Source organism: Kutzneria buriramensis (genome assembly GCF_003387475.1).
GTDB classification, from domain to species: domain Bacteria; phylum Actinomycetota; class Actinomycetes; order Mycobacteriales; family Pseudonocardiaceae; genus Kutzneria; species Kutzneria buriramensis.
This window is the reverse complement of the sequence record NZ_QUNO01000016.1, coordinates 187,271-206,886: the sequence shown is the minus strand read 5'-3', so window position 1 is coordinate 206,886 and position 19,616 is coordinate 187,271. Positions and strand designations below refer to the sequence as shown.

Sequence of the window (19,616 nt, the reverse complement as noted above, 5' to 3'; positions counted from 1 at the left end):
AACGCCGCGACGATGGTTTTCATTCCTCGGTGACGTCCGCCACCTTGGTCAGCCAGACGGTCAATCCGAGCTCGGCGAACGTCGTCGGGTTCGCGTCGCCTTCGCCTTCCGACACCTCCACCGCCAGCACCTCCTCCGCGAGCAGGTCCCGGTGCCGACGCAGGGCCGCCGCCACGTCCGGGCGGTCGGCGGTCCACCGGAGCCGGATGCGGTCGGCGACGTCCAGGCCGATGGCCTTGCGCGTGTCCTGCACCAGGCGCAGGGCGTCCCGGGCCAGGCCGGCGAGCGTGAGCTCCTCGTCGAGTTCCAGGTCCAGCGCCACGGACAGGCCGTTCTCGGTGGTCACCGCCCAGCCCTTGCGCGGCTGCTCGGTGAGCACGAGATCGTCGCCGCTCAGCGTGATCGCCTCGCCGTCCAGGTCGACGGTGAGCGAGCCGTCCACCGGCGCGCCGGCGGTGGCGATGGCCTTGGCCAGCTGCTGCATGCGCGGCCCGAACCGCTTGCCGAGTACCCGGAAGTTGGGCTTGACCGTGACCTCGACGAGGTCGGTGGTCATCGGCTCGACCCGGCGGACATTCAGCTCGTCGGCGATCTGGTCCCGCAGATCGGGGCCGAGGTCGGCGAAGCCGGGGGCGTTCACGAGGGCCGACGCGAGCGGCTGCCGGGTGCGGACCTTGTGCACGGCCCGGGTCGACCGACCGAGCTCCACGAGATCCCGCACCAGCCGCATCTGCGCCACCAGGGCGGGATCCGACGGCAGGTCCGCCGCCGACGGCCACGACGCCAGGTGCACGGAATCGGCGTCGGCGTGCAGGTGCTGCCACACGTAGTCGGTGACGAACGGCACGAACGGCGCCATCAGCCGGGTCAGCACGTCCAGAACCTCGTGCAGGGTGGCCATCGCGGACGGCGCGGCCCGCCAGAACCGCCGCCGGGACCGGCGGATGTACCAGTTGGACAGGTCGTCGACGAACCCCGCGAGCCGCCGGCCGGCCGCGGCGGAATCGAAGCCCTCCAGCGCGGCGTCCACGTCGGCGACGACGCCGTGCAGCTCGGCCAGCAGCCAGCGGTCCAGCACGTGCCGCTCGCCGGTGAACGGCGCCGGCCGCCAGTCGGCGAGATCGGCGTAGCGCAGCAGGAAGGACGCCGCGTTCCAGTACGTGAGCAGCACCTTGCGGACGATCTCGCTCAGCAGGTCGTCGCCGACCCGCCGGTCCACCCACGGCGACCCGCCGGCCAGCATCAGCCAGCGCACCGCGTCCGCGCCGTAGCGGTCGAACAGCTCGAACGGGTCGACGATGTTGCCGAGGTGCTTGCTCATCTTGCGACCCTCGGCGTCGAGGATCAGCCCGAGGCACAACACCGTCTCGTACGAGGAGCGGTCGAACACCAGCGTGCCGACGGTCATCATCGAGTAGAACCAGCCGCGGGTCTGGTCGATGCCCTCGCAGATGTACTGCGCCGGGTAGGAGGTCTCGAACTCGGCCTGGTTGCGGTGCGGCGCACCCCACTGCGCGAACGGCATCGCGCCGGAGTCGTACCAGACGTCGATCACCTGCGACACCCGACGCGCCTCGCCGCCGCAGTCGGGGCAGGTGATAACGACGTCGTCGACGAAGGGCCGGTGCGGGTCCAGGGCGCTGAGGTCGCGACCGGCCAGTGTGGACAGTTCGGCCAGCGATCCGACGCAGGTGAGGTGGTCGTCGCCGCATCGCCAGATCGGCAGCGGAGTGCCCCAGAACCTGTTGCGGGACAACGCCCAGTCGACGTTGTTGTCCAGCCACGCCCCGTACCGTCCGTGCTTGACGTGTTCCGGATGCCAGTTCGTGCGCTCGTTCTCCGCGACCAGCCGGTCCTTGATCGCGGTGGTGCGGATGAACCAGGACGGCAGCGCGTAGTAGATCAGGGCGGTGCCGCACCGCCAGCAGTGCGGGTAGCTGTGCGGATACGGCTCGTGCTTCACCAGCAGGCCGCGCTCGGTCAGCGCCTCGATCACGGGCTCGTTGGCGTCACGGAAGAACAGCCCGCCGACCAGCGGCACGTCGGCGTGGAAGTGCCCGTCGACGCCGATCGGGTTCACCATCGGCAGCCCGTGCCGACGGGCGACGGCCATGTCCTCCGCGCCGAAGGCCGGCGCCAGGTGCACGATCCCCGTGCCGCTGTCGGTGGTCACGTAGTCGGCGGTGAGCACGACGAACGCGTCGTCGCCGAATTCGGCCAGCGGCACCAGATCCAGCGGCCGCTGGTACGACGAGCCGGCCAACTCCGCGCCGCTGAGCCGGGCCAGCACGGTCGCCTCCGCCGGCAGCAGCGCCTCGGCGGTGACGATCTTCTCACCGTCCACTGTGGCCAGTGCGTAGACGGCATCGGGATGCACCGCCACCGCCGTGTTCGACGGCAGCGTCCACGGCGTCGTCGTCCACACCAACAGGTTCGCGCCCTGCCACGGGCCGCTCGTGAGCGGGAACCGGACGTACACCGAGGGATCGATGTCGTCCTGGTAGCCCTGCGCCACCTCGTGGTCCGACAGCGGCGTCTCGTCACGCGGACAGTACGGTGTGACGCGGTGATCCTCGACCAGCAGGCCCTTGTCGAAGACCTGCTTCAGCGACCACCAGACGCTCTCCACATAGGACGGAGCCATCGTGAGGTAGGCGTTGTCGAGGTCGACCCAGTAGCCCATGCGCTCGGTCATCGCCCGGAACTGGGCGACGTTGCGCAGCGCCGACTCCCGGCAGCGGGCGTTGAACTCGGCGATGCCGTAGGCCTCGATGTCCTGCTTCTTGGTGAAGCCGAGTTCCTTCTCCACGGCCAGTTCCACCGGCAGGCCGTGGCAGTCCCAACCGGCCCGCCGCTGGACGTGGTGGCCCTTCATCGTCTTGAAGCGCGGGAACAGGTCCTTGAACACGCGCGCCTCGACGTGGTGCGCGCCCGGCGTGCCGTTGGCGGTCGGCGGGCCCTCGAAGAAGCCCCAGCGTGGGCCGCCGGCCGTGCGCTCCAGGGAGCGGCCGAACACGTCGGTGGCCCGCCACCGGTCGAGAATCTCCCGCTCGACCGCCGGCAGGTCGATCTCGGTCGGCAGCGGGGAGAAGGCGCGTTCGCTCACGGAATCGACTGTAACGACGGGTCAATTCGGTTTCAGCTCGGCCTCCGCGATCTTGCGGAACTCCGCCACCAGGCGGCTGCGGTCGTCGGCGCGGGTGGCCACCGCCACGTGGCTCGGGTCGACGCCGTCGAGCGGGATCACGGTCAGGTCGGGCCGGAGCCGGCGAGCGCTGCCGGCCATCGGCACGATCGCGATGGCCTCGCCGGCGGCGATGTGCTCGAACTTGTCCTCGATCACGGTCACCAGCGGCCCGTCCGGGGCGCGTCGCCCGTCCGGCCGCGGGTCGATGCGCCAGAAGGCGTTCCACACCGCGTCCTCGACGCGGGGCAGTGGCTCGTCGGCGATGTCGTCCAGGGCGAGCGTCTCCCGGTCGGCCAGCGGGTGGTCCATCGGCAGCAGCACGCCCCGCGGCTCGTCGTAGAGCACCGTGACGTGCAGACCGTCGGTGGCGAACGGCAGGCGCGCCACCACCGCGTCCACCCGGTGGTCGAGCAGCGCCTCCCGGACCTCGCTCCACGCAACGTGCAGTGTCTGCACGTCCGCGTCCGGACGTCGGTTGCGCAGCTGGCGCACCGCCTTCGTGATGATGATGTTGATGGTGTAGCCGAGCACGATCCGGCTGGGCTGGGCGGCGGCCCTGGTGTGCGCGGCGGCCCGCGCGGCCGCCTTCAGCAGGGCCTTGGCCTGGGGGAGGAACACCTCGCCGGCCTCGGTCAGCGCCGTGCCCCTCGGCGTGCGATCCAGCAGGCGCGCGCCGAGATCGTGCTCCAGCCGCTGGATCTGCCGGCTCAGGGACGGCTGGGCGACCCGCAGCTCCTCGGCGGCGCGGCCGAAGTGCCGGTGCTCGGCGACCACCGTGAAGTACCGAACCAGGCGCAGGTCGAGGTCCACGTACCCAGCCTAACTGCGGTGATGCCCGAACCGCATTGTCTCCTGCGGAAAAGGACTTGGACCCGTGGAGATCATCGGGCGCAGGGTTGAGTGGACACAGAGAGGAGCGCCCAATGCGCGTGTTCGTCACCGGTTCGACCGGGTTCATCGGCAGTGCCGTCGTCCGCGAGCTTCAGGAGGCAGGTCACCAGGTGCTGGGGCTCGTGCGGTCGGATGCCAACGCCTCGGCGCTGGCCGAGACCGGCGCCGAGGTCCATCGCGGATCCCTGGACGACCTCGACAGCCTGCGGGCCGGCGCGGCCGCCACCGACGGCGTGATCCACACCGCGTTCAACCACGACTTCACCGACATCGCGGCCGCCGCGGCTACGGACCTGGCCGCCGTCGAGGCCATCGGCGAGGTGCTCGTCGGCTCGGGCCGGCCGCTCGTGATCGCCTCCGGCGTCGGCGCACTGCACAAGGGCCGCCCGAGCGTCGAGACCGACGTGGCCGACTCGACCGAGCCGATGGCGCGGCGCATGCAGTCGGAGGTGGCCCTCCTCGCGCTGGCCGAACGGGGCGTTCGCACCTCGGCCGTCCGGCTGCCGCCCTCCGTGCACGGCGAGGGCGACCACGGCTTGGTGCCGCGGTTGATCCAGATCGCCCGGGACAAGGGCGTCTCCGCGCATCCCGGCGACGGGGAGAACCGCTGGTCGGCCGTGCACCGCCTCGACGCCGCCCGGCTGTTCCGCCTGGCGCTGGAGAACTCGCCCGCCGGCCGCGTCTACCACGCCATCGGCGACCAGGGCGTGCCGGTTCGCGACATCGCCGACGCCATCGGCCGGCACCTGGGCCTGCCGGTGACGTCCGTGGCGCGCGGCGACGAGGCCGTCCGGCACTTCGGCTGGCTCGGCGCGTTCTTCGGCAACGACGTCCAGTCGTCCAGTGCCCTGACCCAGCAGTGGCTGGGCTGGCGGCCCACCGGTGTGGGGCTGCTGGCCGACCTGGAGCAGGGCCACTACTTCAAAGCACTATGACTTCAGTGACGAGTGAAATTAATAGCTGACCGAGAGGAGGACGAAAAAACCGGCGAAGACGTCAACGCCGGCCGCCGAACTGCCAGTTGTGCACCTCGATTGCGGCATACCGCTCCAGGCTCAAGATCGCGCGCGCCGCGTCCGGGTCCGGCGCCCGGAGCAGCACGGCCGTGCCGAGCCAGGCGGTGCCGTCGTCGGAGAGCAGCGGCCCGTAGGCGATCAGCTCGTCCCGGTCGTCAGGCACGGCGAGGTCCGCCGCCTCGCCCATGCCGAAGCCCAGCACCAGGTAGCGGTTGCCGCCGGTCCGGCCGCCGGGGAAGTCCCGCATGGTGCGGCCTATGGCGTTGTGCCACCGGCGCAGCAGCACGTCCCGGTACACGCCGGCCTGGTAGTTCGGCTCGTCGAAGGCGAACGCGCGGGCCGCGGCGGGATCGGGTAGGTCGATGATGTGCACGCTGCCGGTGGCGGTTTCGCCGGCCAGCGTCGGCCCGCGGGCGATGAGCTCGCGCTCGTACCGGTCCATGTACGCCCAGTGCCGCTCGCCGAGCTCGCGGCGCAGCACCTCCGAGCCGGGCCGGTCGCGGTGGTAGCAGAAGAACTCCATAGGTTGATCTTGCCGCCTCGGCCGCCGGGAATGCCGGTTTCCGATGACAGGATCTGACCGTGACCGATCTCCCCCGCGTCAAGGTGGCATTCGATCTTCCTCAGGAGCCCGGCCGGCCGTCGAGTGGCCGGGAGCACTTGTGGGCCACCCCGTTGCCGGACAGCGAGGACGTCCGGCTGGACAACATCCCCTTCTTCGTCGACGGCGTCGCGCTGGGCGACGTCTTCAGCGTCCGCGTCGGCGAGGACGGTTACCTGTACGCGGCGGAGAAGGTGGCCTGGTCCGGCGCCTGCACGATCCGGCTGGTCGTCCTCGACGACGGTCCGCTCGCCGGCGACGTGACGCGGGCCCTCGACCTGCTCGCGCCGCTGTTCGTGGAGGGCGAGGCCGCCGAGCAGTACCGGATGCTGGCGCTCACCGTTCCGCCGGAGGCCGATCTCGCGGCTGTGAAGAACCTGCTCATCGACGGCGTGGTCGACGGCTGGTGGGAGTACGAGGAGGCCTGCGTCGGCGACGCGTGGCGGGCCGCCGAGTAGGCCCGGGAATGTCCCCGCGTCCGTAGTTGTTCGTTCAATTGCTGTTCGGACAGGAAACCACGGAGGAGGGACGATGGCGCAGCCAGTGGCCGGCACGGTCAGTCACCTGATCTTCCGGTTGGCCCGCGAGCACCGGCTGCTCGCCGGGCACCTGTTGCGCGAGATCGGCCTGCACCCCGGCCAGGAGCTGGTGCTGCTGTCGCTGTGGGACAACGGCCCGCAGCGCCAGGCCGACCTGGTGCGGATGCTGGGCTCCGACTCGGCGACCATCACCCGCACCGTGTCGCGGCTCGAACGCGCCGGCTTCGTGCGCTGCGAGCACAGCGCCGACGACCGTCGCGTGGTGGTCGTGCACGCCACGGAGGCGGGTCAGGCGCTGCGACCCGAGGTGGAACGCGTCTGGCAGCGGCTTGAGGAGCTGACCACGGCCGGCTTCGACGAATCGGACGACGGCGCCGCCCGCGCCGTGCTGGCCCGCCTGGAGGCCAACCTCCTGGGCGCGAAGGGAAAGTGATGACTGCACCCGTGGAGTTCGGGGTGGACACCTTCGGCGACGTCACCGTCGACGCCGAGGGGAACCGCAAGTCGTACGCGCAGGTGCTGCGCGACGTCGTCGAGGAGGCCGTGCTGGCCGACCAGGTCGGCATCGACTACTTCGGGGTCGGCGAGCACCACCGCGACGACTTCGCCGTCTCCGCCCCCGAGGTGGTGCTGGCCGCGATCGCCGGCCGCACCGAGCGGATCAAGCTGGGCACCGCCGTCACCGTGCTCAGCTCGGACGACCCGGTCCGCGTGTTCGAGCGGTTCGCCACGCTGGACGCGGTGTCCAACGGCCGGGCCGAGATCACGCTGGGCCGCGGTTCGTTCACCGAGTCGTTCCCGCTGTTCGGCTACGACCTGGCCGACTACGAGAAGCTGTTCACCGAGAAGATCGACCTGATGGCCCACCTGCTCACCGAGGAGCCGGTGACCTGGCAGGGCACCGTCCGGCCGCCGCTGGAGGGCGCGAACGTGTTCCCGAAGACGGAGCGCGGCCGCATCCCCACCTGGGTGGGCGTCGGCGGCAGCCCCGAGTCGGTCGTCCGCGCCGCCAGCTACGGCCTGCCGCTGACGCTGGCGATCATCGGCGGCGACCCGGCGCGGTTCGCCCCGTACGTCGATCTCTACCACCGGGCGCTGAAGCAGTTGGAGTTGGAGAAACTGCCGGTGGCCGTGCACTCGCCCGGCTTCGTCGCCGACAGCGACCAGGAGGCCGCCGACCTGGTGTGGCCGCACAGCAGGGCGATGCACGACCGGATCGGCCGCGAGCGGGGCTGGCCGCCCATGACCCGGGCCCAGTACGACGGCGAGATCGCGCACGGCTCGCAGTACATCGGCGCGCCCGAGACCGTCGCCCGCAAGATCGCCCGCACGGTCAAGACCCTTGGCGTGCAACGGTTCGACCTGAAGTACTCGAACGGGACCATCCCGCACGAGCACGCCATGCGGAACCTGGAGCTCTACGGGACGAAGGTCATTCCTCTCGTGCGTGAGCTCCTCGCTGAGGGGGAGTGACCCGCAGGTCCGCGAGGACCCGGGCCAGGTCGCGGTCCTCGATGTCGGTGCTGCCGTAGAGGCGGGAGTGCGGCATCGACGGTCCGCGGCGGAGGGCGTTGCGCAGGCGCTGGGTGAAGTGGTTCGTCATGGCTAGAAGTGTGCGCTGAGATAAATCCTGCCAACAGTGGCAGGTCAGACGTTGTTGCACAAAATCCTGCCAGGTAGACTTCGCCGCATGTTGAGGTCCGTCGCCGCGCTGGTCGTGGACGGTATGGCGCCGTTCGAGTTCGGTGTGGTGTGCGAGGTGTTCGGCGTCGACCGCACCGACGACGGCGTGCCGCCGTTCGACTTCCGGGTCTGCGCCGAGCGGCCCGGCGAGCCCGTTCGGACCGGCGTCGGCGTCACGCTGACGCCGGACCGCTCCCTGGACGACCTCGTCGCCGCCGACCTGGTCGCCGTGCCCGCGTGCACCATCCGCCCCGAGTACCCGCCGGCCGTGCTCGACGCCCTGCAGGAGGCCACCGCTCGTGGCGCCGCCGTGCTTTCCGTGTGCAGCGGCGGTTTCCTCCTCGGCGAGGCCGGTCTGCTGGACGACCGCCCGTGCACCGTCCACTGGCGGTACGCCGAGGAGTTCCAGCGCCGTTTCCCCAAGGCCCGCGTCGACGCCGATGTGCTGTACGTCGACGACGGCAACCTCATCACCAGCGCCGGCACCGCCGCCGGCATCGACGCCAGCCTGCACATCGTCCGCCGCGAACTGGGCGCCCGCATCGCCACCCTCATCGCCCGTCGCATGGTGGTGGCGCCGCAGCGCGAGGGCGGTCAGCGCCAGTTCGTCGAGATGCCGGTGCCCGAGTGCACCGCCGACAGCCTCCAGCCCGTGCTGCTGTGGATGCTGGAGACCCTCACCGAGGAACACACCGTCGCCGAGCTCGCCGACCGCGCCGCCATGTCCGAGCGCACCTTCGCCCGGCGTTTCGTCGCCGAGACCGGCACCACCCCGCACCGCTGGCTCACCACCCAGCGGGTGCTGCACGCCCGTACCCTGCTGGAGCAGAGCGCCCTGAGCATCGACGAGATCGCCCGGCTGGCCGGCTTCGGCACCCCCGCCCTGCTTCGCCACCACTTCCAACGCGTCATCGGCGTAACCCCCACCGACTACCGCCGCTCCTTTTCCGCCTGACGCGCCGTCGTTCCGGCCGTCAGCCGTCGACGAACCTGACGGTCTCCGCCAGCCCTGCCCGCCCGACCCGATCCTGGCTCCCCGCCGGATCCTCGTACCCGATGGACATGCCGCAGAACAGCATCAGCTCAGCCGGCGGCGACAGCACCTCGCCGACCGTCCGGTGCAGCTTCGCCCAAGCCATCTGCGGGCAGCTGTGCAACCCCTCGGCCCGCAACAGCAGCATCACCGTCTGCAGGTACATACCGAGATCCGACCACTGTGGACGGCACATTCCCCGGTCCACATAACAGAACAACGCCGCCGGAGCGCCGAACGCCGCCCAGTTGTCACTGGCAGCCCGTTGCCGTGCCTCCCAGTCGTCCCGAGCGATACCGAGCGCCCCGTAGCGCTGCCGACCGAACTCGGACCGGCGCTCGTGGTAAGGGGATTTCAACTCTGCCGGATACATCTCGTACTCCGGCTCGTCCCAAGCATCGCCCGCCGCCAGCCGTTCGGCGCACCGCTTCTTCAAATCCGCCAACGGCGCGCCCGTCACCACAAAGATGTTCCACGGCTGGAGGTTCGACCCGGAGGGAGCCCACGCAGCGCCGGTCAGCACACGCTCCAAAGTCTCTCGGGGAACAACCCGGTCGCTGAAAGCGCGCACCGCCCGGCGGCTGCGCACGGCCTCATACACGTCCATGATCAGCGCGACCGCAGCCAGTCGCGGTAGCGGGTGCTGGCCAACGACGCCCCATCCCGTGGCACAAGCGCATCGCCCTTCACCAGAGCGAAAAGCCCCGCGCTCGCGTCGGTGACGACGTGACGCTTGTCCCCGGTCGCCTCCAGCGTGATACGGCCCAATTCGTCCAAAGTGAACACCTCGGGACCGGCGATCTCCCGCGTGCCCTGGAGCGGCGTGCCGGCCGCGACACCAGCCACCGCCGCGGCGACCTCGGCCGAACTGATGGGCTGGATCGGCGTAGCGGGCAGGCGCACGACATCCCCTTCGGTGGTCCACTCCATCGACGGGCCGACGAACTCCATGAACTGTGTGGCGCGGACGATCGAGTACGGGATCGGGCCGGCCTTCACCAACTCTTCCTGCAGCGTCTTGGCCCGGTAGTACGCCATGTCCGGCACCTCGTCGACGCCGACGATCGACAGCGCCACGATGTGCCGCACGCCGGCCGCCTCGGCCGCCGCCAGCAGATTGGTCACCGACGTGCGGAAGAAGTCGAGCGAGGCGTCGTCGAACGTGGGCGAGTTGCTCACGTCGACCACGACCTCGGCGCCGCGCACCGCGTCGTCGAGCCCGGCTCCGGTGAGGAGATCGATGCCGGTGGAGCGGGAGTGACCGGTCGCCTCGTGGCCGGCCGCGGTCAGATCGCTGACCACCTGGGAGCCGATGAGTCCGGTGCCGATGACGGCGATCTTCATGGCTGGTCCTTCCGGTAGAAGTCGGCCGCGGTGACGGTGGCGGGCACGCCGAGCTCGGCGGCGACCGCGGTGATCGCGGCGTCGCCGACGGCGAGGTCGGCCTGGCCGTCGGTGGTGAAGTACGGCGCGATGAACGTCTTGTAATGGGCGCGGATCTCGTCAGTCGTCTGCCCGCCGAGGAACGTCCGCATGTGCCGGACCGTCGTCACTGGATCGGCAGAAATCACCCGGAGCGCCCGTCGGTGCGCTCGCACGACCGCCTGCACCGCAGGGTCGTCCGGCGCGATATGGGTTGGATCGACGGCAACGCCGACGGTCGGGATCTGGAAGTGGTCGCCGACCCAGGCCAGCACTCGCCACCCGTTCTCCGCGGCGACCGCTTCGGGCGCCATCGTGCTGCCGACGTAGGCGGCGTCGATGGTGCCGTCGCGCAGCCGACGCAGGTCCATGCCGTAGTCGCCGGGGGAGCGGACGATCGTGTCGACGTCGCGGTCCGGGTCGATACCGTTGCGGCGCAACACGATTCGGGCGAAGCAGCCGGGCGCGGTGCGCGGCGCGTGCACCGCCAGCTTCCGTCCGGCGAGGTCGTGCAGTGACGTCAGCTCCGGTCGGGCGAGGAACCAGAACAGGGGGCGATCGGTGTTGACGTTGAGCGCGACCCAGGGAACGCCGCCGGTCAGCCGGGACAGCAGCGCGCGCCCGAGGCCGATGGTGGCGCCGCGGCGCAGCCGTTCCTCGTCCCAGGCGCGGCCGTCCCGCAGCGCGACACGGACGCCTTCTTGCTCGTAGAACCCTTCCTGGTCGGCGATGTAGGCAGCCAGTTCCTCGTGCAGGCCCCGTCCGACGTAGGCCAGATCGATGGAGAGCATCAGTACATCGCCATCCCGCCGTTGACCGCCGCAGTGGTGCCGGTCATGAAGGAGCTGTCCTCGCCGGCGTAGAAGGCGACCGCCTGCGCGACGTCGGTGGGCAGGGCCAGCCGCCCGAGCGGGGTCGCCGCGATCTGACGTTGCGCCTGCTCCCCGTCGAGCACGTGCGAGATCCGGGTTTCCGCCACCGGACCGGGCTCGACGACGTTGACCGTGATGCCCTGCGGGCCCAACTCCTGGGCGAGATAGCGGGCGAACTGCGTGAGCGCGGCCTTGGCCGTGCCCAGCGCGATCATGCCCTCCCGAGGCCGGCGGCTCAGACCGGTGCCGAGGTAGATGATCCGCCCCGACCGCCGTTCGGTCATGCCCGGCAGCACGGCCTTGGTGACGGTGAACGCGGCGCGCATCTCGTCGTCGACCTTGCCGCCCAGCTCGTCCCACGTCATGTCCTGGAACGGTTTGATGGCGTACGGCGTGAGGGCGTTGTGCACGAGCACGTCCACGTCGCCCCAGACCCGTCGCACCTGGTCGAGCAGGCCGGCGACCGCCGCCGGTTCGCGTACGTCGGCCTGCACGGCCATGGCCTCGCCGCCGGCGGCCTCGATGTCGGCCACGACTTCCTTGGCCGCCGCCTCGCTGCGCAGGTAGTTGACCACCACCCGCATTCCCCGGGCGGCCAGCAGACGTGCCGTCGCCGCCCCGATTCCGCTACTGGCGCCGGTGATCAGCGCCACCCTGTCCCCAGTCACGAGTCTTTCCTCCTAGTCGGTGCCGGGGCGGATCGCCCCGTGGAGCACCGTGTCGACGGTCGCCCGCAGCAGATCGGCGGCCGTGCAGTCGAGTCGGCGGGGGAGTTGCGAGTTGAGCAGTCGCTCCACCGCGCCCCGGGTGATCTCGCCGAGCAACTCGGGCGGCGCGGACAGCAGCCCGCGCTCGTGCCCGTCCCGGAACAGCTCGTCGAGCCGCTGGTAGACGACGGCGTCGATGCGCTGCTCCACGTGTCGGCGCAGGACCGCGTCGCCGCGTCCGGTGGCGAGCTGGGCCGCGCCGATCTGGTCGAGCCCGCCGCACGCGGCAATCAGGAACTGCCGCACCTGCTCGCCGAACGGCTGGTCGACCGTCTCCGCGGCCGCCGCCGCCACCGCGCGCTCGATCACGGCGAACTGCCGGTCCAGCACCACCGTCATCAGGCTGTGCTTGTCCGGGAAGTGCCGGTAGATCGTCTTCTTGCTCATGCCGAGCTCGCGGGCCAGGTCGTCCATGCCGACCCGGCCGGGGCCGGGGGCGAGGAACAGCCGTCCGGCCGCCTCGACGATCACCGCCCAGCGTGGGTCGTCGGCGCCGCGCGGATCCTCGGAAACTGCGGAAACTATTTCGGTTTCCATAGTTTCCACGGTGCTCCGGTGATCTTGGGGTGTCAAGTGACGTGGGTCTCACGCACGCCGATGTCACAGCCGGCCCCGGGCGCGTGTCCAACCCGGTGAAGGCAGTTCAACGAGGGAGGACACATGAAGACCGTCGAGGTCTTGGACTCGGTCATGGCGTACCGCGAGGAGGGCGCCGGGGACACCACGATCGTGTTCCTGCACGGCAACCCGACGTCGTCCCATCTGTGGCGGAACGTGATCCCGCTGCTGTCGGACCGGGCCCGGTGCCTCGCGCCGGACCTGATCGGCATGGGCGACTCGGGCAAGCCGGACATCGACTACCGGTTCGTGGACCACGTCCGCTACCTGGACGCCTGGTTCGACGCCCTCGGTCTGGGTGACGGGGGCCTGGACGACGTAGTGATCGTCGGGCAGGACTGGGGCGGCGCGCTGGGGATGGACTGGGCCCGGCGGCACCCGGACCGGGTGCGCGGGCTGGCGCTGGTGGAGACCTTCCTGCGGCCGCTGAGCTGGGCCGAGATGCCGCCGCTGGGGCAGGACATCTTCCGGCGCATCCGGTCCGCCGAGGGCGAGCAGATGGTGCTGCGGGACAACCAGTTCATCGAGTTCAACCTGCCGCACGGGGTGCAGTCGGGGCTGGCGCCGGCCGATCACGACGTGTACCGCGCGCCGTACCCGGACGAGCGGTCGCGGCGTCCGCTGCTGGCCTGGCCGCGGGAGATCCCGTTCGACGGCGAGCCGGCCGACGTGCATGATCGAATGGTCGCCTACGGCGAGTGGCTGGCGGCGACGCCGCAGGTGCCGAAGCTGGTGATGACCGTCGAAGAGGGAGTGGGCATGGGGTCGGCGGAGACGGCGACGTGGGCCAAGGAGACGTTCGCGGCGGTGACGCTGGTGTCGCTCGGACCGGGCGGGCACCAGGCGCCGGAGGACCAGCCCGAGGCGATGGGCCGGGCGATCGGGTCCTGGCTGTGGGCATGAGCGACGTCGTCGCCCGGGCCGTCGACGGGGACCAGGAGGCGCTGCGGGAGATCGTGCACGAGCTGCGCGATCCCCTGTACCGCCTGGCGTTGCGGATGGTGTGGCGGCCGGCGGACGCGGAGGACGCCACCCAGGAGATCCTGATCCAGGTGATCACCCGGCTGGCGTCGTTCCGCGGCGAGGCCAAGCTGCTCACCTGGGCGTACCGGATCGGCGTGAACTACCTGCTCAACCTGCGCCGCAAGACGCCGCAGGAGGCGAGGGAGCTCAGCCTGGACGAGTTCCGCGACGACCTCGCCGACGGGCTGGCCGACGCCGACTACGCCGGCCCCGACGCGGACCTGCTGGTGAACGAGGTGCGGCTGTCCTGCACGCAGGCGGTGTTGCAGTGCCTGGAGCGGTCGGAGCGGGTGGCGTTCGTGCTCGCCGACGTCTTCGAGCTGACGTCCACCGAGGCGGCCTGGGTGCTGGACATCTCGCCGGCGGCGTACCGGAAGCGGCTGGAGCGGGCCCGGGAACGGCTGCGGACGTTCATGGGGTCGACGTGCGGCATCGTGACGCCGGAGGGGTTCTGCCGGTGCGCGCGGCGGGTGGAGAAGGCCGTGTCCGTCGGCCGGATCGACCCGGCCGCGCCGGCGCTCGTCGGGCACGCCGTCAACGGGCGTGGCGTGCAGGAGGCGGCGGCGCAGATGCACAAGCTGCACGACGCCGCCGCGGTGCTGCGGGCGCATCCCGACTACGCCGCCCCGCGTGAGCGCACCGACGCGATCCTGGGGTTGCTCCGTTCCGGCACGTTTCCGCTGCTGGAGTGAAAGACCAGACCCTGGTATGACGCCGGGATCAGCGGCTGGGATGACGTCCGGGCGGGTCGAGGGTTCCTAGCATTCGGTCACCGACCGAAAGAGGGCCCACCATGGACGTCTACCGGTTGGCCACTATCGGCCTGGCGCGGCTGCGGCTGCCGCTGGACACGCTCGCCGGGCGCTGGCGTCCGCGCGAGCGGGCCGCCGAATGGGCGTTGGGTCTGCGGTTTCCCCACGAGGACCTGACCGGCCTGGACACCGGCGCCCGGGTCGCCTTCGCCGCGGCCCGGTGCGAGGCCCTCTGGCGGCACGGCATCGTGATCGGCCTGACCTCCGGCGCCCGCAGCGCCGCCGAGCAGCAGCGCCTGTTCGACGAGGCCGTGCTGGAACACGGCAGCGCGGCGGCCGCGCGCCAGTGGGTCCTACCTCCGGCCGAGTCGCTCCACGTGCAGGGCCGCGCCCTGGACATCCGTCCCCGGGAAGGCGCCCAGTGGCTGGAGACCCACGGCCACCGCTACGGCCTCTACCGCACCTACGCCAACGAGTGGTGGCACTTCGAACACTGGCCCCACTCCCGCCCCACCCTCCACGAAACCCCCGCGAGTCGCGCTCTGGGACACACCGAATGTAGGTTTCAGGTAGATCATCAGCGCTGACGCACTCACGTGCGGGCGGAATCCCGGTTGACAGGGCGTGGCACCGTTGATCTCCGTGACCACACAGGACAACGTTGCCGCTATTCGACAGATGGCCGGTCTGGCCACACCTATGGCGCTCAGAGTGGCGGTCACCCTCGGCCTGCCGGATCGGCTGCGAGAGCCGGCAACGGCGGATCACCTCGCGACGGAACTGGAGGCGTCGCCGGTGGGGCTGGAGCTGCTGCTGAGCCACCTGACCACGCTGGGCATCCTCGACAGCACCGACGAGGGTTTCCACACCACCGACTTCGGCGAGACGCTGTGCACGGACGCCGGCAACGGGCTGACGAACTTCCTGCACCTGGACATGGCGGGCGGCCGGTCGGAGATGGCGTTCGTGGAGCTCCGGCACAGCGTGACGACCGGCGAACCCGGCTATGCCAGGCACTTCGGCGCGGACTTCTGGACGGACCTCGACCGGAACCGCGACCTCCGCGAGCAGTTCGACCAGCAGATGGTCCAGCGGTTCCAACAGACGCTCCCGCCGATCGTCGCCAACTACGACTGGGGCCGCTTCGCCAGCATCGTGGACGTCGGCGGCGGCAACGGCACGGTCCTCGCGGCGATCCTTGACGCCAACGAGAAGACGACCGGCAAGGTGGTCGAGCTCGAACCGACGGCCGCCGCGGCGAACAAGCGCTTCGCGGAACGCGGCCTCGACAGCCGCGCCGAGGCTGTCGAGGGCAGCTTCTTCGACCCGCTCCCGGCCGGCGCGCAGGCGTACCTGCTGGCCGACATCCTGCACGACTGGGACGACGACCACGCGCACCGGATACTGGCCCGCTGCGCCGAGGCCGCCGCCCCGGACGGCCGCGTGCTGATCCTGGAAGCCGTCCGGGGCCGCATGTCCACGACGGCGTTCGACCTGGCCATGTTCGTGATCTTCGCCGGCCGTGAGCGACGGGTCGAGGAGTTCGAAACCCTCGCCGCCGCCCACGGGCTGGCCCTCGTCACCGTCACCGATGTGAGCGATGAGCGCTGCCTGCTGGAGTTCCGGCGGGTGTCCTAACGGGACAGATCGTCAGAAGGTGAACGCCTTGAAGCCGGCGGTGGAAGCGAGGGCGACCAGGGTGTCGGCGTCGCCGTTGGGCAGCAGCACGAGCGGGTAGCAGTCGGACTCGATGTCCAACGCCGCCAACGTGGTGCCGGCCGCCCGCAGCCGGGACCCGAGGGACTGGCAGAACTCGTACGTCGGCAGGTCCTCATCCACCCATACCTCCGGCGCGTCCGGGGCGGAGTCCAGCCGACGCAGCTGGGCGACGATCTCCTGCGGGTCCTCGTGCCAGTCGATCTCGGCGAGCAGGCGGTGGTCGTCCAGCGCGTCGACCAGCGCGATCCACGCCAGGTCGGGGATCGCCTCGTCGATGCCGCGATCGTCGAGGCGGTCGGCGTGCTCGGCGAGGAAGGCCTCGGGATCGTCATGGGCGCTCAGGGTCCGCTCGGCGACGTCGGCGTGGGCGGGCGCGAGCAGCGTCGCCACCGCGAGTAACGCGTCTCTCTCGGTCATGGCGTGCAGGTTAGAGGTTGGCTGTCGGGCACGCGGCGGGGAGCGACCACAGGGAAACCCCGGCCCGCTCGCGGGTCGGGGTTTCGGTGGGACGGGCTCAGCCGTTGGGGTTGAACGGGATGCCCGGCGGCTCCGAGTGCGCGAGACCGTAGGCGAAGTTGCCGTCGTTGATCTTGATGGTGGCCTCGCCGAAGTTCGCCGTCATCAGCTTGTCCTTCAGGGCCTGCGACGGATAGCCGTTCCACCCGACCAGCGGCGGGTAGAACCAGTTGTGCGTGTAGTTCTCGGCCGGCTCGTCGTTGTTGTTGGCGAGCCGGAAGAAGTGCGTGCTGGCGCCGTCCTTGTGGTAGACGACCTTGGGGTGGGTGCCGTCGAAGCGGACCTGCGAGCGCGGGTACCACTTCCACGTGCTGTGCTGCGAGGTGGAGACGTAGTCGACCTGGTTCTCGGCGATGTTGATCCAGACGACCACGTGCTCCCAGTCGTGGGTGTGCCCGATGGCGAGCGGCCCGAGGGTGGCCTGGTCCTTCTCGAAGTAGCTGGCGTACATCACCGCGCACCAGCCGTTGTTGCAGAGCTCCCGCGAGTAGGTGTTGGAGTTCTGCAACTGGGCCGGGTCGTGGCAGTGCCCGTTGACGTCGCCGCCGAGCTTGAGCTCGGGGTTGAGGTTGCCGTTCGGGTCGATGGCGGCGGTGGCGTAGCAGCCGTCGCCGTCGTAGTCGTAGGCGGGGGAGAAGCTCTGCTCCCACCCGTCCGCGTTCTGCGGCAGCGGGGTGAGGATGGCGGCTTCGGCGGGGATCGGCAGGGACAAGGCCAGCACCGCGACGGCCGACGCCGTCGCGAGCGCGGACAGGGTGCGCAACATCCACTCCTCGTGGTGCATCGGGCGGCGGCGGGAGAACTATGACCGAGATCGGCAGGGTCGATCAAGACGAGCGACGTGAACTCCCCTGTGTTTCAGGGGAGTTCACGTCACGTCAAATCAGGCGATGCTGTCCCGCTGCCGGTGCACGGCGTCGAGCAGGAGCTGGGACACGTCCCGGACGGACACGTTCGCACCGATGTCCTCGCTCTGGCGCTGCACCAGCCCGTCACTGATCATCACGCGGCAGAACGGGCACGCCGTCGCGATGGTCTCGGCGCCGGTGGCCAGCGCCTCGTCCACGCGCTCCAGGTTGATGCGCTTGCCGATCCGCTCCTCCATCCACATCCGCGCGCCGCCGGCGCCGCAGCACATCGAGCGGTCGGCGTGGCGGGGCATCTCCGTCAACGCGGCCCCGGCGGCGCCGGCGACCTCGCGCGGCGGCTCGTAGACCTTGTTGTGCCGGCCCAGGTAGCACGGGTCGTGGAAGGTGATGGACTGCCCGGCGCTGCCGGCCGGCTGGATCGGCGTGAGCTTCTTCTCCCGGACGAGCCGGTTCAGCAGCTGCGTGTGGTGCACGACCTCGTAGTTGCCGTCCAGCTGCGGGTACTCCCGGCCCAGGGTGTTCATGCAGTGCGGACAGGTGGTGACGATCTTGCGACGGCCGGGTTCACGCTCTCCGAACGTCTCGTTGAGCAGCCCGGCGGTCTCCTGCGCCAGCATCTGGAACAGGAACTCGTTGCCGGAGCGGCGGGCCGGGTCGCCGGTGCAGCGCTCCCGGTTGCCCAGCACGCCGTAGTTCACGCCGGCGATGTGCAGCAGCTCGGCGGTGGCCTGCACGGTGGCGCGGGCCTTGTCGTCGAACGCGCCGGCGCAGCCGACCCAGAACAGCCACTCGACGTCGTCGGGCAGCTCGCCGGAGATCACCGGCACCTCGAAGTCGAGGTCCTTGGCCCAGTCCATCCGGGCGTTGTTGTTCTGACCCCAGGGATTGCCCTTGTTCTCCAGGCCCCGGAACAGCGCGCCGAGCTCGGTCGGGAACTCCGACTCGATCATCACCTGGTAGCGGCGCATGTCCACGATGTGGTCCACGTGCTCGATGTCCACCGGGCACTGCTCGACGCACGCGCCGCAGGTGGTGCACGACCACAGCACGTCCGGCTCGATCACGCCGCCCTCGGCGACCAGCGGCACCGGCTCGCCTTCCCGCTGTCCCATCACGTACGGCGCGCGGTCGAACAGGTGGTCCCGCAGGTCCATGATGACCATCTTGGGGGACAACGGCTTCCCGGTGTTCCAGGCCGGGCACTGGGACTGGCACCGCCCGCACTCGGTGCAGGTGGCGAAGTCGAGCATGCCCTTCCAGGTGAAGTCCTCGATCTTGCCGCGACCGAAGATGTCGTCGTCGGCGGGATCGGTGAAGTCCACCGGCTTGCCGCCGGACTCCACCGGCAGCAGCGGGCCGAGGGCGTCCGGCAGCCGCTTGGCCGTCACGTTCAGCGGCGCCAGGGCGATGTGCAGGTGCTTGGAGTGCACGACCAGCACCAGGAAGCCCGTGATCACGGCGATGTTGCCGAGCAGGAACACCGTCTCGATCACGGCGTTGACGGTCGTGCCGAGCGGGGCCAGCGCGTGCGCGAGCAGCCAGGTGGCGAACGGCCAGCCGCTGTGGTCGAACGGGAAGTGGCCGGTGTTGTACTGCCCGGCCCGGTACAGCAGCAGCGTCACCATCACGCCGGCGATCATCGCCAGCACCAGCCAGGCCGGGCCGGTGTGCGAGCCGTAGAACCGGGAGGCGCGCTCCTTGCGCTCGGGCGCGTTGCGGACCCGGATCACCGCGAAGGTCGCCAGCGCGAGGAGCACCGCGACGGTGAAGAAGTCCTCGAGGAAACCGAGCCAGGGCTGGGTGCCGAACCACCAGAAGGCGAAGTCGCGGTCGAACAGCGCGCCCCACGCCTCGACGATGGTGAAGGCCAGGATGAGGAAGCCCCAGAAGGTGAAGAAGTGAGCGACGCCGGGCACCGACCACTTCAGCAGCTTGCGCTGGCCGAACACCTCGCGCAGTTGGGCGGCGGCCCGCGCGCCGAGCCGGTCCGTGCGGCCGGAGGCCGGCTGCCCGGAGCGGATGAGGGCGGCCAGCCAGAGCACCCGGCGGCCGGCGATCGCCAGCCCCACAACGGTGATCAGCAGGCCGAGGACGAGACGAACGATCAC

The 19,616-nt window shown here is 70.5% G+C and carries 21 protein-coding genes; 9 read left to right on the top strand and 12 right to left on the bottom strand.

The features are described 5' to 3' along the window. Nucleotides 1-19: 19 nt before the first annotated feature. Nucleotides 20-3,106 carry an isoleucine--tRNA ligase gene (ileS, locus tag BCF44_RS39360; RefSeq protein WP_170217986.1) on the bottom strand — a complete coding sequence of 1,029 codons (3,087 nt, stop codon included), beginning with the start codon at nucleotides 3,104-3,106 and terminating at the stop codon, nucleotides 20-22. A 21-nt stretch (nucleotides 3,107-3,127) separates the two neighbouring features. Next, the gene (locus tag BCF44_RS39355) at nucleotides 3,128-3,997 is read right to left on the bottom strand and encodes a LysR family transcriptional regulator (RefSeq protein ID WP_116179588.1); all 870 of its coding nucleotides are present in this window, start codon (nucleotides 3,995-3,997) and stop codon (nucleotides 3,128-3,130) included. Nucleotides 3,998-4,110: 113 nt separating this feature from the next. Here BCF44_RS39355 and BCF44_RS39350 point away from each other — a divergent pair, with 113 nt between their 5' ends. Then, on the top strand, nucleotides 4,111-5,013 hold the full coding sequence (locus BCF44_RS39350) for an SDR family oxidoreductase (RefSeq protein ID WP_116179587.1): 903 nt from the start codon (nucleotides 4,111-4,113) through the stop codon (nucleotides 5,011-5,013). A 61-nt stretch (nucleotides 5,014-5,074) separates the two neighbouring features. Here BCF44_RS39350 and BCF44_RS39345 read toward each other — a convergent pair whose 3' ends face one another. Further along, a complete protein-coding gene (locus BCF44_RS39345; protein ID WP_116179586.1) occupies nucleotides 5,075-5,617 on the bottom strand; it encodes a YciI family protein in 543 nt (180 codons plus the stop codon). Nucleotides 5,618-5,676: 59 nt separating this feature from the next. Between BCF44_RS39345 and BCF44_RS39340 the strand changes: the two genes are divergently transcribed. The 3 genes from BCF44_RS39340 (at nucleotide 5,677) to BCF44_RS39330 (ending at nucleotide 7,707) form a co-directional block, all read left to right on the top strand. Beyond that, the gene (locus tag BCF44_RS39340; protein WP_170217985.1) at nucleotides 5,677-6,153 is read left to right on the top strand and encodes a DUF4265 domain-containing protein; all 477 of its coding nucleotides are present in this window, start codon (nucleotides 5,677-5,679) and stop codon (nucleotides 6,151-6,153) included. 73 nt (nucleotides 6,154-6,226) lie between these two features. Then, entirely contained in the window at nucleotides 6,227-6,667 is a 441-nt protein-coding gene (locus BCF44_RS39335; protein WP_116179584.1) for a MarR family winged helix-turn-helix transcriptional regulator, read from the top strand. Next, nucleotides 6,667-7,707, top strand: a complete 1,041-nt coding sequence (locus BCF44_RS39330; protein WP_116179583.1) for an LLM class flavin-dependent oxidoreductase — start codon at nucleotides 6,667-6,669, stop codon at nucleotides 7,705-7,707. Before BCF44_RS39335 ends, BCF44_RS39330 begins: the two co-directional genes overlap by 1 nt. On the opposite strand, the gene BCF44_RS55995 is transcribed toward BCF44_RS39330, so the two are convergent. Continuing rightward, the gene (locus BCF44_RS55995) at nucleotides 7,667-7,837 is read right to left on the bottom strand and encodes a hypothetical protein (RefSeq protein ID WP_170217984.1); all 171 of its coding nucleotides are present in this window, start codon (nucleotides 7,835-7,837) and stop codon (nucleotides 7,667-7,669) included. The genes BCF44_RS39330 and BCF44_RS55995 overlap by 41 nt on opposite strands. Nucleotides 7,838-7,924: 87 nt before the next feature. Between BCF44_RS55995 and BCF44_RS39325 the strand changes: the two genes are divergently transcribed. Beyond that, nucleotides 7,925-8,872 (top strand): GlxA family transcriptional regulator, encoded by a 948-nt coding sequence (locus BCF44_RS39325; RefSeq protein WP_116179582.1) that lies wholly within the window; start codon nucleotides 7,925-7,927, stop codon nucleotides 8,870-8,872. Nucleotides 8,873-8,891: 19 nt separating this feature from the next. On the opposite strand, the gene BCF44_RS39320 is transcribed toward BCF44_RS39325, so the two are convergent. Genes BCF44_RS39320 through BCF44_RS39300 form a run of 5 tightly spaced genes read right to left on the bottom strand, consistent with a single transcriptional unit; the run spans nucleotide 8,892 to nucleotide 12,548 of the window. Then, entirely contained in the window at nucleotides 8,892-9,557 is a 666-nt protein-coding gene (locus BCF44_RS39320; RefSeq protein WP_116179581.1) for a nitroreductase, read from the bottom strand. Nucleotides 9,558-9,559: 2 nt separating this feature from the next. Then, on the bottom strand, nucleotides 9,560-10,294 hold the full coding sequence (locus BCF44_RS39315) for an SDR family oxidoreductase (RefSeq protein WP_116179580.1): 735 nt from the start codon (nucleotides 10,292-10,294) through the stop codon (nucleotides 9,560-9,562). Then, the gene (locus tag BCF44_RS39310; RefSeq protein WP_116179579.1) at nucleotides 10,291-11,163 is read right to left on the bottom strand and encodes an ABC transporter substrate-binding protein; all 873 of its coding nucleotides are present in this window, start codon (nucleotides 11,161-11,163) and stop codon (nucleotides 10,291-10,293) included. The genes BCF44_RS39315 and BCF44_RS39310 overlap by 4 nt, the downstream gene beginning before the upstream one ends. Beyond that, complete coding sequence (locus BCF44_RS39305) at nucleotides 11,163-11,912, bottom strand: SDR family NAD(P)-dependent oxidoreductase (protein ID WP_116179578.1); 750 nt, start codon at nucleotides 11,910-11,912, stop codon at nucleotides 11,163-11,165. The genes BCF44_RS39310 and BCF44_RS39305 overlap by 1 nt, the downstream gene beginning before the upstream one ends. A gap of 12 nt (nucleotides 11,913-11,924) precedes the next feature. After that, nucleotides 11,925-12,548 carry a TetR/AcrR family transcriptional regulator gene (locus BCF44_RS39300; protein WP_116179577.1) on the bottom strand — a complete coding sequence of 208 codons (624 nt, stop codon included), beginning with the start codon at nucleotides 12,546-12,548 and terminating at the stop codon, nucleotides 11,925-11,927. Between the two features lie 123 nt (nucleotides 12,549-12,671). Between BCF44_RS39300 and BCF44_RS39295 the strand changes: the two genes are divergently transcribed. From BCF44_RS39295 to BCF44_RS39280, 4 genes are all read left to right on the top strand, one after another. Further along, nucleotides 12,672-13,532 carry a haloalkane dehalogenase gene (locus BCF44_RS39295; RefSeq protein WP_116179576.1) on the top strand — a complete coding sequence of 287 codons (861 nt, stop codon included), beginning with the start codon at nucleotides 12,672-12,674 and terminating at the stop codon, nucleotides 13,530-13,532. Beyond that, nucleotides 13,529-14,344 (top strand): RNA polymerase sigma factor, encoded by an 816-nt coding sequence (locus BCF44_RS39290; RefSeq protein ID WP_116179692.1) that lies wholly within the window; start codon nucleotides 13,529-13,531, stop codon nucleotides 14,342-14,344. The genes BCF44_RS39295 and BCF44_RS39290 overlap by 4 nt, the downstream gene beginning before the upstream one ends. A 101-nt stretch (nucleotides 14,345-14,445) precedes the next feature. After that, nucleotides 14,446-14,991, top strand: a complete 546-nt coding sequence (locus BCF44_RS39285; protein ID WP_116179575.1) for a M15 family metallopeptidase — start codon at nucleotides 14,446-14,448, stop codon at nucleotides 14,989-14,991. Nucleotides 14,992-15,082: 91 nt separating this feature from the next. Further along, nucleotides 15,083-16,042: a methyltransferase gene (locus BCF44_RS39280; RefSeq protein WP_116179574.1), complete on the top strand. Its 960-nt coding sequence runs from the start codon at nucleotides 15,083-15,085 to the stop codon at nucleotides 16,040-16,042. 12 nt (nucleotides 16,043-16,054) lie between these two features. Here BCF44_RS39280 and BCF44_RS39275 read toward each other — a convergent pair whose 3' ends face one another. The 3 genes from BCF44_RS39275 to BCF44_RS39265 all read right to left on the bottom strand — a co-directional run bounded on the left by BCF44_RS39275 (nucleotide 16,055) and on the right by BCF44_RS39265 (nucleotide 19,616). After that, entirely contained in the window at nucleotides 16,055-16,540 is a 486-nt protein-coding gene (locus BCF44_RS39275; RefSeq protein WP_116179573.1) for a DUF6630 family protein, read from the bottom strand. 97 nt (nucleotides 16,541-16,637) lie between these two features. Further along, a complete protein-coding gene (locus BCF44_RS39270; protein ID WP_116179691.1) occupies nucleotides 16,638-17,405 on the bottom strand; it encodes an NPP1 family protein in 768 nt (255 codons plus the stop codon). A gap of 117 nt (nucleotides 17,406-17,522) precedes the next feature. Then, entirely contained in the window at nucleotides 17,523-19,616 is a 2,094-nt protein-coding gene (locus BCF44_RS39265) for a (Fe-S)-binding protein (protein ID WP_116179572.1), read from the bottom strand.

What these genes read in the sequence shown, in the direction of transcription:
- BCF44_RS39350 (WP_116179587.1), top strand. Translation starts at nt 4,111, where the DNA reads ATGCGCGTGTTCGTCACCGGTTCGACCGGGTTCATCGGCAGTGCCGTC.
- BCF44_RS39345 (WP_116179586.1), bottom strand. Translation starts at nt 5,617, where the DNA reads ATGGAGTTCTTCTGCTACCACCGCGACCGGCCCGGCTCGGAGGTGCTG.
- BCF44_RS39335 (WP_116179584.1), top strand. Translation starts at nt 6,227, where the DNA reads ATGGCGCAGCCAGTGGCCGGCACGGTCAGTCACCTGATCTTCCGGTTG.
- BCF44_RS39330 (WP_116179583.1), top strand. Translation starts at nt 6,667, where the DNA reads ATGACTGCACCCGTGGAGTTCGGGGTGGACACCTTCGGCGACGTCACC.
- BCF44_RS55995 (WP_170217984.1), bottom strand. Translation starts at nt 7,837, where the DNA reads ATGACGAACCACTTCACCCAGCGCCTGCGCAACGCCCTCCGCCGCGGA.
- BCF44_RS39325 (WP_116179582.1), top strand. Translation starts at nt 7,925, where the DNA reads ATGTTGAGGTCCGTCGCCGCGCTGGTCGTGGACGGTATGGCGCCGTTC.
- BCF44_RS39320 (WP_116179581.1), bottom strand. Translation starts at nt 9,557, where the DNA reads ATGGACGTGTATGAGGCCGTGCGCAGCCGCCGGGCGGTGCGCGCTTTC.
- BCF44_RS39315 (WP_116179580.1), bottom strand. Translation starts at nt 10,294, where the DNA reads ATGAAGATCGCCGTCATCGGCACCGGACTCATCGGCTCCCAGGTGGTC.
- BCF44_RS39310 (WP_116179579.1), bottom strand. Translation starts at nt 11,163, where the DNA reads ATGCTCTCCATCGATCTGGCCTACGTCGGACGGGGCCTGCACGAGGAA.
- BCF44_RS39300 (WP_116179577.1), bottom strand. Translation starts at nt 12,548, where the DNA reads ATGGAAACCGAAATAGTTTCCGCAGTTTCCGAGGATCCGCGCGGCGCC.
- BCF44_RS39295 (WP_116179576.1), top strand. Translation starts at nt 12,672, where the DNA reads ATGAAGACCGTCGAGGTCTTGGACTCGGTCATGGCGTACCGCGAGGAG.
- BCF44_RS39290 (WP_116179692.1), top strand. Translation starts at nt 13,529, where the DNA reads ATGAGCGACGTCGTCGCCCGGGCCGTCGACGGGGACCAGGAGGCGCTG.
- BCF44_RS39285 (WP_116179575.1), top strand. Translation starts at nt 14,446, where the DNA reads ATGGACGTCTACCGGTTGGCCACTATCGGCCTGGCGCGGCTGCGGCTG.
- BCF44_RS39280 (WP_116179574.1), top strand. Translation starts at nt 15,083, where the DNA reads ATGGCCGGTCTGGCCACACCTATGGCGCTCAGAGTGGCGGTCACCCTC.
- BCF44_RS39275 (WP_116179573.1), bottom strand. Translation starts at nt 16,540, where the DNA reads ATGACCGAGAGAGACGCGTTACTCGCGGTGGCGACGCTGCTCGCGCCC.
- BCF44_RS39270 (WP_116179691.1), bottom strand. Translation starts at nt 17,405, where the DNA reads ATGTTGCGCACCCTGTCCGCGCTCGCGACGGCGTCGGCCGTCGCGGTG.